This is a genomic window from Kitasatospora sp. NPDC032757 (assembly GCF_055579305.1).
The window spans coordinates 291,720-305,909 of record NZ_JBVINN010000001.1 but is presented as its reverse complement, the minus strand read 5'-3'; the positions used below and the strand labels follow the sequence as shown (position 1 = coordinate 305,909).

The 14,190-nt window shown below is 73.6% G+C and carries 12 protein-coding genes; 4 read left to right on the top strand and 8 right to left on the bottom strand.

From position 1 onward, the window contains the following. Positions 1 to 24: 24 nt before the first annotated feature. From ACZ5WK_RS01310 to ACZ5WK_RS01290, 5 genes are all read right to left on the bottom strand, one after another. Positions 25 to 441, bottom strand: coding sequence for a nuclear transport factor 2 family protein (locus ACZ5WK_RS01310; RefSeq protein ID WP_465543752.1), 417 nt, complete (start codon positions 439 to 441; stop codon positions 25 to 27). A 125-nt stretch (positions 442 to 566) separates the two neighbouring features. Further along, positions 567 to 4,253, bottom strand: a complete 3,687-nt coding sequence (locus ACZ5WK_RS01305; protein WP_465543750.1) for a SpoIIE family protein phosphatase — start codon at positions 4,251 to 4,253, stop codon at positions 567 to 569. Between the two features lie 281 nt (positions 4,254 to 4,534). Further along, entirely contained in the window at positions 4,535 to 5,719 is a 1,185-nt protein-coding gene (locus ACZ5WK_RS01300; RefSeq protein ID WP_465543748.1) for a thiolase family protein, read from the bottom strand. Between the two features lie 247 nt (positions 5,720 to 5,966). Next, complete coding sequence (locus ACZ5WK_RS01295; protein ID WP_465543746.1) at positions 5,967 to 7,073, bottom strand: serine hydrolase domain-containing protein; 1,107 nt, start codon at positions 7,071 to 7,073, stop codon at positions 5,967 to 5,969. A gap of 164 nt (positions 7,074 to 7,237) precedes the next feature. Beyond that, positions 7,238 to 8,341 (bottom strand): glycoside hydrolase family 19 protein, encoded by a 1,104-nt coding sequence (locus tag ACZ5WK_RS01290; RefSeq protein WP_465543745.1) that lies wholly within the window; start codon positions 8,339 to 8,341, stop codon positions 7,238 to 7,240. A 406-nt stretch (positions 8,342 to 8,747) separates the two neighbouring features. Between ACZ5WK_RS01290 and ACZ5WK_RS01285 the strand changes: the two genes are divergently transcribed. Continuing rightward, on the top strand, positions 8,748 to 9,524 hold the full coding sequence (locus ACZ5WK_RS01285) for a GntR family transcriptional regulator (protein ID WP_465543744.1): 777 nt from the start codon (positions 8,748 to 8,750) through the stop codon (positions 9,522 to 9,524). Positions 9,525 to 9,844: 320 nt separating this feature from the next. Continuing rightward, on the top strand, positions 9,845 to 11,389 hold the full coding sequence (locus tag ACZ5WK_RS01280; protein ID WP_465543742.1) for an alkaline phosphatase family protein: 1,545 nt from the start codon (positions 9,845 to 9,847) through the stop codon (positions 11,387 to 11,389). A gap of 19 nt (positions 11,390 to 11,408) precedes the next feature. On the opposite strand, the gene ACZ5WK_RS01275 is transcribed toward ACZ5WK_RS01280, so the two are convergent. Continuing rightward, positions 11,409 to 11,825: an HIT family protein gene (locus tag ACZ5WK_RS01275; protein ID WP_465543740.1), complete on the bottom strand. Its 417-nt coding sequence runs from the start codon at positions 11,823 to 11,825 to the stop codon at positions 11,409 to 11,411. 156 nt (positions 11,826 to 11,981) lie between these two features. Here ACZ5WK_RS01275 and ACZ5WK_RS01270 point away from each other — a divergent pair, with 156 nt between their 5' ends. Further along, on the top strand, positions 11,982 to 12,176 hold the full coding sequence (locus tag ACZ5WK_RS01270) for a YegP family protein (RefSeq protein ID WP_465543738.1): 195 nt from the start codon (positions 11,982 to 11,984) through the stop codon (positions 12,174 to 12,176). Between the two features lie 219 nt (positions 12,177 to 12,395). On the opposite strand, the gene ACZ5WK_RS01265 is transcribed toward ACZ5WK_RS01270, so the two are convergent. Further along, positions 12,396 to 13,109: an MSMEG_1061 family FMN-dependent PPOX-type flavoprotein gene (locus ACZ5WK_RS01265; RefSeq protein WP_465543736.1), complete on the bottom strand. Its 714-nt coding sequence runs from the start codon at positions 13,107 to 13,109 to the stop codon at positions 12,396 to 12,398. Positions 13,110 to 13,340: 231 nt separating this feature from the next. On the opposite strand from ACZ5WK_RS01265, the gene ACZ5WK_RS01260 reads away from it, so the two are divergent. Next, a complete protein-coding gene (locus tag ACZ5WK_RS01260; RefSeq protein WP_465543734.1) occupies positions 13,341 to 13,655 on the top strand; it encodes an antibiotic biosynthesis monooxygenase family protein in 315 nt (104 codons plus the stop codon). A gap of 131 nt (positions 13,656 to 13,786) precedes the next feature. On the opposite strand, the gene ACZ5WK_RS01255 is transcribed toward ACZ5WK_RS01260, so the two are convergent. Then, positions 13,787 to 14,035, bottom strand: coding sequence for an SCO4226 family nickel-binding protein (locus ACZ5WK_RS01255; RefSeq protein ID WP_209410486.1), 249 nt, complete (start codon positions 14,033 to 14,035; stop codon positions 13,787 to 13,789). Between the last annotated feature and the right edge of the window lie 155 nt (positions 14,036 to 14,190).

The window sequence follows — 14,190 nt, the reverse complement described above, 5'->3', positions numbered from 1 at the left end:
CTCCCGGGCGGCCCGGCCAGGGGCTCAGGCGGACCGGTCCGCGAACAGCGTGAGAGCCGCGTGGTGGGTGTCCAGGTACTCGCGCACCGCCGTGATCAGGCCGTTCTCGACGGTGAAAATGCCCAGGCACTGGTTGTCGTACGCGCTGCCGTCGGCCGCCGTGCCCTTGGCGGTCCACTCGGCGACCACCTGCGGGCCGTCCGCCAGGAGGCCGGTGAGGGTCACCTGCGGGGCGCCGTCGGGCGCGAACAGGGTGCCCACCGAGCCGAGGAAGTCCTCGACGATGGCGTCCCGGCCGCTCCAGACGCGCGACAGCGGCAGGTTGCCGGGGTAGGACCACGTGGCGTGCTCGGCGAACGAGGCCACCGCGGTGGGGAGGTCGCCGGTCGTGATGGCGGTGACGTAGCGCTCCACGACGGTACGGGGGTCGAGCTGGTCCATGGTCTGCTCCTGATGCTCGGGATCGGTCGTTCTGCCGGGACCAAGCCAAGCTCCTCGGGGTGCGCGCGGGCGAACAACCGCACGGCGGCGGCGACAAGCGGCGGTTGTCGTGCATGGTCGGCGGGTCAGCGGGCCGGCGTGCCCGGCGGCAGCTCCAGTTCGAACCAGACCACCTTGCCGTCCCGGGTGCGCCGGCTGCCCCAGCGGTGGGCGAGCTCGTTGACCAGGTGCATGCCGCGCCCGCCCTCGTCCTCCTCGCGGGCGCGCCGCATCCTGGGCGACTCGGCGTCCCGGTCGGCGACCTCCACGGTGAGCAGCCGGTTGTAGAACAGCCGTAGCTGGGTGGGGGATCCGGCATGCACCAGGGCGTTGGTGATCAGCTCGCTGGTGAGCAGCTCGGCCCAGTCGGCGAGCGGGGCGAGCCCCCAGCCGATGAGCGTGTCGCGGGTGAACCGGCGCGAGTGCGCGACCATCGCATGGTCGTCGGTGAGCGGCAGGGTGGCGATCCGGTCCGAGCCGGCCGGCCGGACCTGCGCCAGGATGATCGCGATGTCGTCCTCGCTGGTGCGGCCGGTGAGCTCGGCCAGGACGGCGTCGCAGGTCTGCTCCAGCGAGCGGCGCCGGTCGGCGATGGTCCGGCAGAGCTGGTCCAGGCCCTCGTCCAGGTCGCGGCCCCGGCGCTCGACCAGCCCGTCGGTGTACAGCGCCAGGATGCCCTCCTCCGGGAGCGTGAACTCGACGCTCTCGAACGGGACCCCGCCGACCCCCAGCGGGGCCCCCGGCGGCAGGTCGAGCAGCCGGGCTCCGCCCTCGGCGTCGGCCACCACCGGCGGCAGGTGGCCCGCGCAGGCGGCGGTGCAGTGCCGGTCCACCGGGTCGTACACCACGCAGACGCAGGTCGCGAACTGGCCCTCGCCGAGCGCCGTGGTCGCCTCGTCCAGCCGGTGCAGCACCCGCGCCGGATCCAGTTCAAGCGTGATCAACGTACGGGCCACCGTGCGAAGTTGGCCCATCGTCGCGGCAGCCCGGATACCGTGTCCCATCACGTCGCCGACCACCAGCGCGACCCGCCCCGAGGAGAGCGGCACGACGTCGAACCAGTCGCCGCCGACCTCGCTGACCACGCTGCTCGGCAGGTACCGGTAGGCGATCTCCAGGCCCAGCGTACGGTGGATCTCCTGCGGCAGCAGGCTGCGTTGCAGGGTGAGCGCGGTGTCCCGCTCGCGCCGGTAGAGCCGGCCGTTGTCCATCGCCAGGGCCGTCCGGGCGGCCAGCTCCTCGGCCAGCGCCCGGTCCGCCTGGCCGAACGGCACCTGGTTGCGGATCCGGATGAACTCCGCGCCCCCCAGCACCAGTCCGCGCGCCAGCAGCGGCACCATCAGGTACGAGTGCACCCCGGCCTCCAGGCCCGGCTGCACCCGGTCCGGCGAGGCGACGATCCGCCGCAGCGCCGCCTCGTCCACCTCCGACACCAGGATCGAGCGCCCCGTCCGCAGGCTCTCCGCATACACCCGTGCGGACTGGGAGTTGGCGCCGACCTGGTCGGCGGCGCCCGCCAGCACCCCGCGCGCGTTGGCCTCGCCGACGGCGACCGCCCGCAGCAGCACCGTGCCGTCGTCCGGGACGGGGCTGGGCTCGTCGCCGCTCAGCACCGCCTCGCGCAGGTCGACGGTGACGAAGTCGGCGAAGCGCGGGATCACCACCTCCACCAACTCCTCGGCGGTGCGGTGCAGATCGAGGGTGGTGCCGATCCGGGTGCTGGCCTCGTTGAGCAGCGACAGCCGCTGCTGCGCCGCCCACGCCTCGTCCAGGGCGCGCTGGCGGGCGGCCGCCGCGTCGCGCTCCCGGGTGAACAGCAGCGCGTTGTCGATCGACACCGCCGCCCGCACCGCCAACTCCCCGGCCAGCGCCAGATCGTCGTCCTCGTACGGCCGCTCCACCACCGTCCGGTAGAACGCGGCGACACCGACCGGCGAGCCCCGGGCGATCAGCGGCACCACCATGAACGAGCGCACGTTCTGCTTCCTGGCCGCGGCCGTGCGGACGGGGTCGTCGGTGAACCAGGCCATGCCGGCCGCGTCCATCCGCGGCACCAGCACCGGCTTGCGGTGCGCCAGGCTCCACGCGTACGGCGATCCCGGCCGGAACCGCTGCACCCCGTCGGTGCGGTCGATCGGCTCCAGCGTCGAGCCGTGTGCCGAGTGGAAGGCCATCCGGCGCAGCACGGCCGAACCGTCCGCCAGCGGGCGGGCCTCGCGCTCGCCGCGCACGAGGTCGTCCAGCACCTCCACCACGACCGTGTCGGCCAGCCGGGGCGTCGCCACCTCGGCCAGCTCCTTGGCGGTCTGGGCGAGGTCGAGCGTGGTGCCGATCCGCGCGGAGGCGGAGTTGACCAGCGCCAGCCGCTCCTGTGCGGCCTTCGCCTCGCGCAGCGCCTGCTGCCGGGCCAGCACGGTCTGGTGCTGGCGCAGGTAGAGCCGGGCGTTGTCGATCGCCACGGCGGCCCGCAGGGCCAGCTCGTCACCGAGCGTGATGTCGGCCTCGACGAAGGACTCCCGCTCGCCGCGCCGCGAGTACACCACCATGCCCAGCGTGGTGCCCCGCGCCACCAGCGGAGTGATCCGCACGGAACGCGGCCGGTCGCCGAGATACGCCTGGCGGCGGCTCTCCGAGAGCCCCTGGCTCAGCAGCGGCAGCTCCCAGGACGGAACCACCACGGTTCGCCCGGTCGCCAGCGCCCGCGCGTACGGCGAGTCCGGCGCCACCTCGTACACCGTGTCCACCGGCAGCGCCTCGGCCGGGTAGAGCGGGTCGGTGGTGGCGAGCGCCAGGCGGCGCACCAGCTGCGCGGTGGACGGGTCCAGCGGCTCCACGTTGCGCCCCGCGACCAGGGCCTCCAGGGCGAACACGCCGCTGATGTCCGCGACCCGGGGCACCATGGCGTCGGCCAGCTCGCGCGCGGTCTGCCGCAGGTCCAGCGTGGTGCCGATCGACGCGGTGGCGTCCACCAGCAGCGACAGCCGCTCCTGCGCCCGCGCCGCCCTGGCGTCCGCACGGAACCGCTCCGTGATGTCGATGACCGTCGAACTCACCCCGAGGACCTGCCCGGCCGGGTCCTCCAACCGGAAGTACGAGGCCGACCAGGCGTGATCGTGCTCCGGATCGCCCCGGGTGCGGCCGTGCGAGCGCGAGTCCACCACCGGCTCGCCGCTCTCCAGCACCTGCCGCATCACCGCCTCGCTCTCCTCCCCGTTGATCCCGGGCAGCAGCTCGCTCAGCCGGCGGCCCAGGTGCTCCCCGGCGGGCAGGCCGTTCACCCGGGCCAGCGCGTCGTTCAGCCGGACGAAGGCGAGCCGGGTGTCGAACACGCCCATCCCGACCGGGGACTGCGTGAAGAACCCGTCGAGGACGGCGAGATCCGCCTGGATCCGGCGGAGCGTCGTCACGTCGGACGCCACCGCGAGCACCAGCGGGCTGCCGCCCGGTCCCGAGATCGGGTGGGTGCGGAATTCCAGATTGACGAGGTGCCCGTCCCGGTGCCGGACGGGGAACACGCCCGACCAGCCGCGGCCGTCCAGGATCTCCTGGAACAGCTCCAGCACCTCCGGCCGCTGCTCGTCCGAGGCCAGCAGCTGCGCGGCCCGCGCGCCGATCGCCTCCTCGGCCGTGTAACCGAGCAGTGCCTCGGCGTCGTTGCTCCAGTGCAGGATCCGGCCGTCGGCCTCGATCAGCGCGGTCGCGATCGGCACCATCAGCAGGGCATCCTGACGCGGCCGCTTGGGCTCGCCGGCATCACGCTGCTCGTTCACCATGGCCAGAGAACCGCCCGGAGATCGTTTCCACCAGCCCTGCCATCTTCCCACGCAGCCCCACGGCCCCGCTCGTTCCACGGAACGGGACGGGACGGAGCGGAACGGGACGATACGGAAGCGGACGGTGCGGAAGCGGACGGTGGGTCCCGACGGTACGCAGTCTCACGTGCACCGGCCCGCCCCCACCGCGTGCTCGCGCCGGTCGGGGCGGCGGCGCGGGCGCGCAGACGCGGTGGGAGCGGGCCGGGGGTGGCCTCCCGGGTGCGGCCGGGCGGCCGGTGTCAGTCCAGCGCCTCCAGGATGGTGGCGTTGGCCAGGCCGCCCGCCTCGCACATGGTCTGCAGTGCGAACCGCGCCCCGCGCTCGCGCATCGCGTGCACCAGGGTGGTCATCAGCCGGGTGCCGCTGGCGCCGAGCGGGTGGCCGAGCGCGATCGCGCCGCCGTTGACGTTCACCTTCGCCGGGTCGGCGCCGGTCTCCTGGAGCCAGGCCAGCACGACGCTGGCGAACGCCTCGTTCACCTCGAACAGGTCGATGTCCGCCAGCGACAGCCCGGCCCGGCCGAGCACCTTCTCGGTGGCGGGTATGACGCCGGTGAGCATCAGCAATGGGTCCGAACCGGTCACCGCGAAGGAGTGCAGCCGGGCCAACGGGCGCAGGCCGAGCCGCGCCGCCGTCTCGCTGCTGGTGATCAGGACGGCCGAGGCGCCGTCGTTGATCGGGCTGCTGTTGCCGGCGGTCACCGACCAGTCGATCTGCGGGTACCGCTCGGCGAAACCGGGGTCGGCGAAGGACGGGCGGAGGCCGGCCAGGATCGCCGGCGTGGTGCTGGGGCGGACCGACTCGTCCATGGCGACGACTCCGGCGGGGGTGGTCACCGGTGCCAGCTCCGCCTCGAACAGGCCGGCGGCGTGGGCGTGCGCGGCCTTGGCGTGCGAACCGGCGGCGAACGCGTCCATCGCTTCGCGGGAGACGGACCACTTGGCGGCGATCAGCTCCGCGCTGACGCCCTGCGGGATCAGCCCGCCGGGGTAGCGGGCGGCGATCGCGGCGCTGAACGGGTCCGCTCCCGGCGGCACGTTGGACCACATCGGCACGCGGCTCATCGACTCGATCCCGCACGCCACCACCATGTCGTACGCGCCCGCGATCACGCCCTGTGCGGCGAAGTGGACGGCCTGCTGGGAGGAGCCGCACTGCCGGTCGACCGTGGTCGCCGGGACGGAGTCCGGCAGGCCGGCGGCCAGCCAGGCGTACCGGGTGGTGTTCATGGCCTGCTCGCCGACCTGGTCGACGCAGCCGCCGATCACGTCGTCGACCAGCGCCGGGTCGACGCCGCTGCGGCCGATCAGGGTCTGGAGGGTGTGCGCGAGCAGCTCGACCGGGTGGACGGACGAGAGGGTGCCTCCGGGCTTGCCTTTGCCGATGGGGGTACGAACGGCTTCGACGATCACGGCGTCACGCATGGCGGCTGCCTTCCTCTGTGGGTGGTTGGAAAAACAAACTCACTATAGAGCTAGTGAGTTTGGAATTCCAACGCTATGAAGTTGTGGTCCGGGCCACTCGGGGTGCGGTCATTCGCCGCCTGCTGCCGCCCCGGCTCGCGCCCCCGGGGCGGCGCGAGCCACCCCCCCCGCCCCCGTCTGCGCCCCTACGGTGTGCCCTGCGTCCCCCGCGCTTGTGCCCGGCCCGCGTCTACGCCCGGCCCCGCGCCTACGCCCCGCCACCGCCCGTCGCGTGGCCGTTCTGCAGGCTGCGCAGTAGGGACACCCCGGCCGGGTCGACCGAACGGCGGGTGTTGGCCAGGGTTATGACGCCGACCTGCTTCTCGGGGTCGAAGGCGACGAAGGAGCGGAAGCCGCCCGTCTCGCCGTTGTGCCAGATCTGGAGGTGGCCGCCCTGCCGGGGGTGGAGCCGGTGCGCGAGCCAGCCGAGGTGCATCCAGGCGAAGGGGTTGACGTGGTGCTTGACCTCCCGGGTGAGCGCGATGGCGGGTGCCGGCGATGAGGCCTCGGGTGCCGCGGCGGGGGTGGTGGCGGAAGGGGCGGCGGAGGCAAGCTGCGCCTGCAGGAGTGTCGCGAGGTCGGCGGCGGTCGAGCGGAGTCCGCCGGCGCCCGCGAGGTCGGCCAGGTGCCAGTCGGGGACGGGGCGCCGGCCCGGCGTGTGACCGTGGGCGAGGCGGCCGGTGCGCTCCTCGTCGACGGTGATCACCGTGTCGGCGAGCCCGAGCGGCTCGCAGATCTCCCGGGTGACCAGCTCCTCGTAGCCGGTGCCGGCCCGGTGGGCGAGGGCCAGGCCGAGCAGGCCTGCGCCGAGGTTGGAGTAGCGGAAGCTCCGGCCGGGCACCGCGCGCAGTCTGGTGCGGGCGAGCCCGGACAGCAGGGTGTCGGTGGTGCAATGGCGGTACGGGTCAGGTTTGTTGGGGGTGACGAGGGCCCGCAGCAGCATCCCCGCGGGGAGTCGCGGCAGCCCGGAGCTGTGGGTGGCCAGGTGTTGCAGGGTGATCGGAGTGCTGCCCTTGGTGGGCACGGTGACCCCGGGCGGCAGCGCGTCCGCCAGGACGTGGGCCAGTGGTTCGTCGAGCGTGGCCGAGCCCGCGAGCACCAGCCGGGCCAGGGCGAGCGAGGTGAACACCTTGGTGACCGAGCCGATTTCGAACAGTGTCTGTGCCCCGGGCACGCTGCCGCCCGGGCCGGCGGAGGTGCTTCCGGCGCCGCGGATCTCCACCGCGCCGCCGGCCAGGCCGGCGACCACGGCGCCGACTTGCTGGCCGGCGAGCCGGTCGGCGGTCTGCTGGACAAGGCTGCCAAGGTCGTTCATGGCTGCGAGCCTAGGCCGCCACCACCCAGTCGTCGTCCGCCGTGACGATGATTCCGCACCCCCGCCGGTCCTCCACCTGAGGTACGCCCCCGCTACTCCCCGTGAGGTATCGGGGAGAAGCAGGGGCGTACCGGCGCATGACAGGGCAGATGGCTGTCGGAGCGTCAGCAGCTCAGATTCGTACCGGGGACGGTGCCGAGGATCCGGGTGAAGTCCTGGTAGGCGTTGATCCGGCTCTGCACCTGCGCGGGGTTGCCGCCGTTGCACTCCAGGGAGCCGTTGATGCTGCGGATGGTCTCGCCGAAGCCGTACCCGTTGACCATGGCGTTGTGCGGGGTCATGGTGCCGGGGCCGGTCTGGGTGTTCCAGTACCAGAGCGCGGTCTTCCAGGCCACGGCCGGGTCGGTCTGCACCAGGCCGGGGTTGTGCAGCAGGTCGATGCCGAGGGCGTCGCCGGCCGCCTTGTAGTTGAAGTTCCAGCTCAGCTGGATCGGACCGCGCCCGTAGTACGCGGCCTGTCCGGCCGGGCACCCGTACGGCTGCGAGGTGTCGCAGTAGTGCGGGTAGTTGGCGGTGTTCTGCTCGACCACGTAGACCAGGCCGCCGGTCTCGTGGTTCACGTTGGCGAGGAAGGCGGCGGCCTCCTGCCTGCGGACGGTGTCGCTGCCGGTGTTGGCGAAGCCGGGGTAGGCGCCGAGTGCGTCGAGCAGGCCCTGGTAGGTGTAGAAGGAGTTCCGGTTCGGGAACATCTGGTCGAACTGCGCCTGGCTGACCGGGAATCCGCCGGGGTTCGGGGTCGTGGTCGGAGTGCCGGTGGGCGTCGGCGTCGGACCGCAGCTGTACGGCTCCCAGTACCAGGTGCTGATCACCGGGTCGTACCCCGGGTTGTCGTGGGTGGCCCGGTAGAGCCCGCCGTTGGTGTAGCGGACGATGCTCCCGGTGGTGTACGTGCGCCCGGCGGCCCAGTCCGGGTAGACGCAGCTTCCCGAGGTCGGGGTGGGCGTCGGGTCGGTCGGGCCGCTGCCACAGGCGCCCTGGTCGGCCCAGACGCCGGTGCCGGCGGTGCTGGGGGTCTCGTTCTGGGTCCACCACTTGGCGGACCAGTTGTGGCCGTTGTAGGAGACGGCGGCGCCGCCCGTGTAGGCGGTGGCCGCGTTCCAGGGGGCGGCGCAGGCGGCGGCGCTGGCGCTGGCGGCGGGCAGCAGCAGCGCGAGCGCGAGTGCCGTGACCATGGCGGAGAGCAGCGCGAGCAGGCGTTTCGTTGACACGTGATCACCCCTTGTGCGGTGGGGGCCGCACATCGGTGGGACAGGGACGGTGGTGCCGGGGGCCTCGGTGCCCCGCGCGGGGGCGCGTCGTGGGGAGACGGGCCGACCGGGGTGCGGGCCGGGTGCGGGGCTGACCGAGACTCAAGCGGAATGGTCTATACCTGTCAAGGGGTTGGCCGCGGATTGGGCCGGGATCGGCCCGCGCGATGTCCGGGATCGGCCCCCCGTGGACCCCTCCGCGGACCCCCACGGACCCCAGCCGGGCCTCCCGGGTGACCCCCGGGAAGCCCCCGTGCAACCCCCACGGCGCCCCCGGGGCGACCCCGGCGCACCCCTGGTCCGAACGCGGCGCATCCGCCGGTTCGGCCTCGGTCGGACGCCCGCCCGAGTCTGCGAGGATGGCCGGATGGACGAGAACCCCGGGCCCGCGACCCCCCTGCCCGGCCTCGGCGCGCCGATCCGTGCGGGCATCCCCGAGCACGGCCGGGTGCCCAAGTACTACGCCGTCAAGGGCCAGTTGGAGGCGCTGCTCGACGAGCTCGGCGAGGACGGCGTGCTGCCGACCGAGCGCGACCTCGCCGCCCGCTTCGAGGTGGCCCGCGAGACCCTCCGGCAGGCGCTGCGCGACCTGCTGATCCAGGGGCGGGTCCGGCGGCGCGGCCGCAGCACCGTGGTGGCCGGTCCCAAGCTGGAGCAGCCGCTGTCGCTGGCCAGCTACACCGAGGGCGTCCGCCGCCAGGGGCGGGTGCCGGGCCGCAGCCTGATCGGGCTGGAACGGTTCGCCGCCGATCCGCTGCTGGCCGGGCAGTTGGACATCGGGGTGGGGGAGCAGGTCTGGCATCTGGAGCGGGTGCTGCTCGCGGACGGCGAGCGGGTCGGTCTGGAGAGCACCTATCTGGCGGTGGCGCGGGTCCCGGGGCTGGACCGGGAGTTCGACCCCGGCTCGTCGTTCTACGTCTACCTGAAGGAGAAGGCGGGCATCGAGTTCGGCGCGGCCGACGAGCGGATCGAGACGGTGCTCGCCTCGCCGCGCGAGGCACTGCTGATCGGGACGCCACCCGCCCTGCCGATGCTGCTGCTGCACCGGCTCACCAGGGACGCGGCCGGCGTGCCGCTGGAGCGGGTGCGATCGCTGTACCGCGGCGACCGGTTCAGCTTCACCACCCGCCTCGAAGCCGACTGACCGCCGGCGCGCCCGCCGACCCCGGACGCGGACGACCCCGGAGGCGACCCCGGACCTGGGGTCGCCCCGGATGCGGCTGACCCCAGGGCTGACCCCAGGGCTGACCCCAGGGCCGATCACCAGACCGCTCCCGGGCTCGGTGGCCCGGGCTCTGACGGCGCCTCCCGAGCCGCCCACTTGATAACTGAACGATAACGGGTCTGGACCGAATTCCGGCGTTGTTCACGCCCGGGACGAAACCCCGGCGACCCCCGTCCACCCGTCGGTCCGACCGTGGTCACCGCCCCCTTCCGCTCCGTGACGCAGCATCAGGAGACGACGTGACCACCGGAATCCCCCGCCGCAGCCTGTTCCTCGGCGCCGCCGCCACCCTCCTCGCGACCGGCCCGCTCGCCCGAACCGCCGCGGCCGCCACCGCAGGCGCCGCCACCGGGACCGCCGCCGCCGGATCCACCACCGGGTCCGCCGCCGCCACCCGAACCCCGAAGGTCATGGTCATCGGCCTGGACGGCGCCATGCTCAACCGCATCAAGGACGCCGACGCACCCAACCTGGACGCCCTGATGGCCGGCGGCCTCACCGCCGCGAGCAGTCTCTACGCCAACCCGATGGCCGCCACCGCCTCCGGTCCCGGCTGGTCCACCATCGCCACCGGCGTCTGGCCGGACAAGCACAACGTCAGGGACAACAACTTCACCGCCCCCGCCTTCGCGGCCTACCCCGACTTCCTCACCCGGATCGAGGCCGCCGCCCCCGCGCTCTCCACGTACGTCGTCGCCTCCTGGGCGCCGATCGCCGACACCGTCTACTCCGGCAAGGTCGACACCCGCGTCGCCACGCCGTCCGCCGAGTACGACACCGGCACCACCTCCCGCGCGGTCGCCGAGCTGCGCGACGGCAACCCGGACGCCGTCTTCGTCCAGCTCGACAACGTGGACCACGCCGGTCACGCCAGCGGCGCCGCCGGCCAGGCGTACCTGGACGCGATCCACGGGGTGGACGGCCAGGTCGGCCAGATCGTCGCCGCCGTCCGGGGGCGCGCCACGTATGCGCAGGAGGACTGGCTGATCATGGTCACCGCCGATCACGGTCACACCGACGCGGGCGGTCACGGCGGCTCCACCTGGAGCGAGCGGCAGACCTTCGTGATCGCCAACGGCGGTGGCCTCCCGGCCGGTTCGGTCCGCTACGACGTCCGGGTGGTCGACATCGCGCCCACGGCCATCGCCCATCTCGGGCTCGCGATCGACCCGGCCTGGAACCTCGACGGCAGCCCGGTCGCCGGCCTCGTCCCGGACGCCTTCGACGCGCTTCGCCCGCAGCTCACCGGGCCGGTGGACGAGACGGGCATCGCGGCCGGGACCATCGGCTTCACCCACACCCCGCCGAGCGGCTGGTCGGTCGACAACTCCGCGATGGGCACGGGCGGCGTCACCGAGTGGCGCGGCTGGGCGTTCACCACCGACGAGTTCTGGACCAAGACCCAGCGTGACCAGTACCGCGAGCTGAACGTCCGCTCCCGCAACGTCTTCGCCGTCGCCGACTCCGACGAGTGGGCCGACAAGGCGTTCAAGGGCGGCTACGACTCCACCCTCGTCAGCCCGGAGTACCCGGTGGCCGGGCTGAGCAGCGTCCCGGTCTCGTTCACGACCTACTACCAGCAGGAGGGCAGCCAGACCGCCCAGGTGCTGGCGGTCTGGGACGGCGGGACGCCGGTCGTCGTCAAGAGCTACAGCGCGGAGACCAACGGCCGGCAGACACTGGCCCTGGCCGTCCCGGCCGGTGCGAGCCGGCTGCGGCTGCGGTTCCGGTACACCGGCAGCAACAACTGGTACTGGGTGCTCGACAACGTCCGGGTGGGCTGAGCCGCCCGGCCGGCGAACGTCAGGACGGGGCGAGCGCGGCGCGCAGCCGCTCGGCGACCTCCGCCGCGCCCGCCTCGTCCGGGTACTTCCCGCGCGGCCAGAAGAAGCCGCGCAGCCCGTCCTTCGGATTGCGCGGCACCACGTGGACGTGCAGGTGCGGCACCGACTGGCTGATCCGGTTGTTCGCCGCGACGAAGCTGCCCGCCGCCCCGAGCCCGCGCTCCACGGCGGCCGCCACCCGTTGCACCTGCAGGAAGAACGGGCCCACCTCCGCCGTCGGCAGGTCCGCCAGCGTGCGGTGGTGGGCGCGCGGAACGACCAGCACATGGCCGGGGAAGAGCGGCCGCCGGTCCAGGAAGGCCACCGCCGCCTCGTCGTCCAGCACCCGGTGCGCGGGCTCCTCGCCCGCCACCACCGCACAGAAGACGCAGTCCATCCGTCCATTCAAGCGACCACCCGCCGCCCCGGCACGCCCGCGACCCCCCCACGGCGGGGCTTCACCCGTCCGGCCGCCGATCAGGTGCGGCGGGCCCCCGGGCGGGCGCGCGATGCAGGAGGGCGCGCCGCGCGCCCGGCTGAGGAGGTGGCCCGGATGGCGGGCAAGTTCGAGGTCTACGAGGACGCCGGCGGCAAGTACCGCTTCCGGCTCAAGGCGGGCAACGGCGAGATCGTCGCGACCGGCCAGGGCTACGCGACCAAGGAGGCCGCGCACAAGGGCGTCGAGGCCGTCCAGCGGGCGGCCGTCGGCGCGAACATGGTGGACGTTCCCAAGGCCGCGGCTGCCTGACGCCGGCCGCCCACGGGCGGAGGCCGCCCACCGCGCGGGCAGGTGCGGGGGAGGCGGAAGCGAGGAGACCGGCCCCGGCCGAGCATCCGGGACGGTCTCCTCGCACGTCTGCCGCCTGGACGTCGGCGCGCCCATTCGTCTGCGGCTCTGCGGCTCTGCGAGTCTGCGGCTCCGCGTCTCTGCAAGCCTCCGCTCGACCGCTGTGCGCCGGCCGCCCGGCTACTCGTAGCGGTACAGCAGCGCCTCCCGCTCGTTCTGCTCGATCATCTCGATCGTCAGCGAGGGGTCCCGCAGGTGGGAGAGGGTGACCGCCGCCGAGGTGGGCTGCGCGTCCTTGGCGAGCCAGTTCTCCGGCTTCCACGCCGAACCGCGAAGGAGCGCCTTCGGGCAGTGCGCGTAGACCTCCTCGACCGCCACCACGATCGCACTGCGCGGCGGCTTGCCGACCGCCGTCAGCTGTTCCAGCAGCCGCGGATCGGTGGAGACGCAGGCCCGCCCGTTGACCCGCAGCGTGGTGTCCCGGCCGGGCACCACGAAGATCAGCCCGACCTGCCCGGTCTCGATGATGTTGTGCAGGGTGTCCAGCCGCTTGTTGCCGGTGGCGTCCGGAATCGCCAGCGTGTGCTCGTCCAGGACGGAGACCAGCCCGGCCGGCCCGCCGCGCGGCGACACGTCGCACCGCCCGGCCGCGTCCGCGCTGGCCACGAAGACCAGTGACGAGCAGGCGATCAGCTGCCGGGCCACCTCGTGGATCCGGTCCACCTGCTTGCGCCGCGCATGGTCGCTCGGCTGCTCGTAGATCTCCCGCAGGTCCGCCGCGTCCTTCACGGCATCCGCGCGGAGCGCCTCGAACAGGCCCCCCTGCGCGCCCTGCGGGGCGGGCCCGCCCGGCCCGGTGGTTGACGGAACGACAGTCTCCGGTGTGCTGGTCATACCGGAAATCTAGCGGAGCCCCCTCGACCGTCCGGAAGCCCTGTCCGGAAGCCCCGTCCGCCCCGTCCGGGGGCTGATCGGGACTGGTCGGGCACCCTCCGCGCGGGTGCCGCGAGAGCACCGACCGGACGCCGGAAAAGGGACAGGTGCCGGAACGGCGCCGCGGCGGATAATTGTGGTGTTTCCATCGGCCCGCAGCCTGGTGCGGAGTGCCTCAGGGAGGTGGTGGCCGTGATCGTGAGGATCTGGGCCGGGCAGGTCATGGCCGGGCACATCGAAGAGTTCTGCGCCCTGCTGACATCACAGGTGATCCCGCAGCTCGGGCAGACGGACGGCTGCCTGGGCGGCGAGCTGCTGCGGTCGGTGACCGAGGACGGCCACCGGGTGCTGGTGGTGAGCCGGTGGCGCGACGAGGAGGCCCTGCGCGGGTACGCGGGGCCGATGTGGCGGATCCGGCCGGTCTGGTCGGAGGGCGAGCTGCGCTACCTGGTGCACCCGCCCGAGGTCACCCATTTCACGCCGGTCCCGGCCGTCCGGCCGGTCTGACGCGCGCCCACGCGGACCGGCGGGCCGTCGACCCGGGACCGCCGGACCGTCCAGGGCAGAGCGGCGGACCGTCCGACCCGGACCGCCGGACCGTCAGGGTGCCGGCCGGACGAGGCGCGGGCCGACGGCGTTCAGACCATCAGCGGCACCGGATGGATCTCGTCCGCCGGGTGCCCGCTGCGCTCGTGGATGCGTTGCACGGCCTCCTTGGACGGCGCCTCGGAGAGGCAGTAGACGGTGCCCGACTCCGGGTCGGCCCACGCCTGCTCGAAGTGCACGCCCTCGTCGCCCTCGATCGCCAGGTCGGCCCGGTGGGCCATCCGCAGCTGTTCCTCGGTGATACCCGCCATGCCGTGGTGGACGTCCATGAACTTGGCCATCGCTCTCGCACCTCCGGGAGTTCCCGGCCGGCCGTCGCCGGCCGCCTACCACCAGCGTGCGCCCGCCGCAGCCGGGCCCGCCACCGGGCAAGGCGTCGGCCCGGCGGCCTACGCTCGGAACGGAGCCACCCCTGCACCTCCCCCGCCCCGGTGAG

Coding starts and splice junctions, on each gene's coding strand:
- ACZ5WK_RS01310 (WP_465543752.1), bottom strand. CDS start 441: ATGGACCAGCTCGACCCCCGTACCGTCGTGGAGCGCTACGTCACCGCC.
- ACZ5WK_RS01305 (WP_465543750.1), bottom strand. CDS start 4,253: ATGGTGAACGAGCAGCGTGATGCCGGCGAGCCCAAGCGGCCGCGTCAG.
- ACZ5WK_RS01300 (WP_465543748.1), bottom strand. CDS start 5,719: ATGCGTGACGCCGTGATCGTCGAAGCCGTTCGTACCCCCATCGGCAAA.
- ACZ5WK_RS01295 (WP_465543746.1), bottom strand. CDS start 7,073: ATGAACGACCTTGGCAGCCTTGTCCAGCAGACCGCCGACCGGCTCGCC.
- ACZ5WK_RS01285 (WP_465543744.1), top strand. CDS start 8,748: ATGGACGAGAACCCCGGGCCCGCGACCCCCCTGCCCGGCCTCGGCGCG.
- ACZ5WK_RS01275 (WP_465543740.1), bottom strand. CDS start 11,825: ATGGACTGCGTCTTCTGTGCGGTGGTGGCGGGCGAGGAGCCCGCGCAC.
- ACZ5WK_RS01270 (WP_465543738.1), top strand. CDS start 11,982: ATGGCGGGCAAGTTCGAGGTCTACGAGGACGCCGGCGGCAAGTACCGC.
- ACZ5WK_RS01265 (WP_465543736.1), bottom strand. CDS start 13,109: ATGACCAGCACACCGGAGACTGTCGTTCCGTCAACCACCGGGCCGGGC.
- ACZ5WK_RS01255 (WP_209410486.1), bottom strand. CDS start 14,035: ATGGCCAAGTTCATGGACGTCCACCACGGCATGGCGGGTATCACCGAG.